At 62.4% G+C, this 1,980-nt stretch carries 2 protein-coding genes; both read left to right on the top strand.

Going from position 1 to position 1,980, the window contains the following annotated elements:
• Positions 1-1,306, top strand: a 1,306-nt coding sequence (locus AB5Y92_RS07180) for a diguanylate cyclase (protein WP_368226180.1), incomplete at its 5' end; no start/stop codon positions are given.
• Between the two features lie 138 nt (positions 1,307-1,444).
• Positions 1,445-1,980 (top strand): YceH family protein (locus tag AB5Y92_RS07175; RefSeq protein WP_368226177.1); only part of this gene is annotated, 536 nt, incomplete at its 3' end.

Raw genomic sequence — 1,980 nt, 5'->3', positions numbered from 1 at the left:
GCTCAATAAATCCCAGCAGTTGCTGACCGTCAGCATCGCTGTCATGTTGCTGCTGGTGGCCATCGGCTGCGTCTGGCTCACCCGCTGGCTCACCCGACCGCTGCGCTCGCTGGCCGCGCTGGTGCGCAGCTATGGCAAGGGCAACTACCAGCAACGGCAGGCGCCGCTGCGCTTTGTGGAGTACGACGAGGTGCGCCAGCTGCTGCAAGAGATGGCCAGCACCATCTCGGATCAGGTGCGGGCGCTCTATCAGCAAAATGAACAGCTGCAGCAGGCCAATAGCGAGAAAGAGGCCTTCAACCAGCGGCTGCTCGGCTTTAACGACGAACTGGAGCAAGAGGTTGCCTCGCAAACGACCGCCCTGCGCTCGGCCCTGAGCCGGGAGGAGCGCAGCCGCCATATCCTGCAATCCTGGTTGCAGTTCGGTCTGCACCAGCAATTGGATATCGATATTGCCGAGCTGGCCAACTCCGCCCTGCTGCAGCTCTCGCAGCTCTATCCCGGCCACCGCTGGGGGCTGGTGATCCGCCGCGATGGCCAGCCTCACTACTCCCTGACCCAGGGGGTCGATGCCCCCTTGCGGGATGCCTTGCAGGAGAAACTGGCTCAACTGATGGATGAGGAGGTCAAACACTCCGAATGCCAGTGGGATAACGCACTCTGGAAGATCATGACTCTGCCCGGTAGCCAGAGTGGCGTGCTGTTTGGCTATCTGATGGTGAGCGCCGAAGGGCTGGAGTCCGAAGACAGGGCCATCTTGCGGCTGTTTGCCAAGCAGTTGGCGGTGGGCATCGAGGGGCGCCTCTTCACCGACGAGCTGGCGCGGGTCGCACGCACTGACAACCTCACCGGGCTGCCCAACCGGCAGGCGTTCGAAGAGGCCTTCCATCACTATCAGGCGGTGCTGGCACGCCATCCGGAGCGTCACCTCGCCCTCTTCATGCTCGATCTCAACGGCCTCAAGCGTACCAACGACCAGTATGGGCACGAGGCTGGCGACGCCCTGCTAATCCAGATGGCTCGCCAGCTGCGCACCCTCTGCCGTCAGGATGAGAAGATTTTCCGCATCGGCGGCGACGAGTTCGTGCTGCTGGCGGAGGCGGATCACCTCGCCAGCCAGCTGCTGGCAGGCAGGTTGGAGGCAAGCCAGCAGCACGCCATCGTGCAACATGGGGAGCACAGCTTCCCGCTGCGTTTTGCCATCGGCTGGAGCAGCAGCGACCAGACCCCGCTGGCGGAGCTGAGCCGGGTGGCTGACGACGCCATGTATGCCAATAAGGCGCGCTTCTATCAGGGGCAGCGCTAAAAGCGGAGACCTCTGGCGTTGGCGAGCCTTTCGCCAACCCCCTGATCAGCTCGCAAAAATGGCGCGCAACGCTAGACGCGGCGCGGACCATGACTAAGATAGGGGCTCTTGATGTCTCGATTTGGAAGGGAGTAGGAAATGGAGTTAGTACTTGGCCCGCTGGAAGCCCGCGTCATCGGCTGTCTGATTGAAAAAGAGATCTGCACCCCGGATCAATATCCCCTCTCCCTTAATGCACTGGTCAACGCCTGCAACCAGAAGAGCAACCGCGAGCCGGTGCTGGATCTCTCCGAGCTCGATATCCGCGCCGTGGTAGACGAGCTGATCCGCAAGCGGCTGGTAGTCAACACTGCAGGCTTCAACGCCCGGGTGCCCCGCTACCAGCACAGATTCTGCAACACCGAATTTGGCGAGCTGAAATTCAGTGCCCAGGAGCTCGGCATCGTCTGCGAACTGCTGCTGCGCGGCCCGCAAACCCCGGGGGAGCTGCGCTCGCGCACCAACCGCCTCTGCAGCTTCGATGATGTCACCGAGGTGGATGCGGTGCTGACCCAGCTCATCGAACGTGGCCCCTACGTGGTCAAGCTGCCGCGCGAGCCGGGCAAGCGCGAATCCCGCTACGCCCACCTGTTTAGCGGCGAAGTGGATATTCAGGCGATGATGGATGCTGCCCC

Source organism: Aeromonas sp. R1-1 (assembly GCF_040908495.1).
Classification (GTDB): domain Bacteria; phylum Pseudomonadota; class Gammaproteobacteria; order Enterobacterales; family Aeromonadaceae; genus Aeromonas; species Aeromonas veronii.
This window is presented reverse-complemented; position numbering and strand designations above follow the sequence as displayed.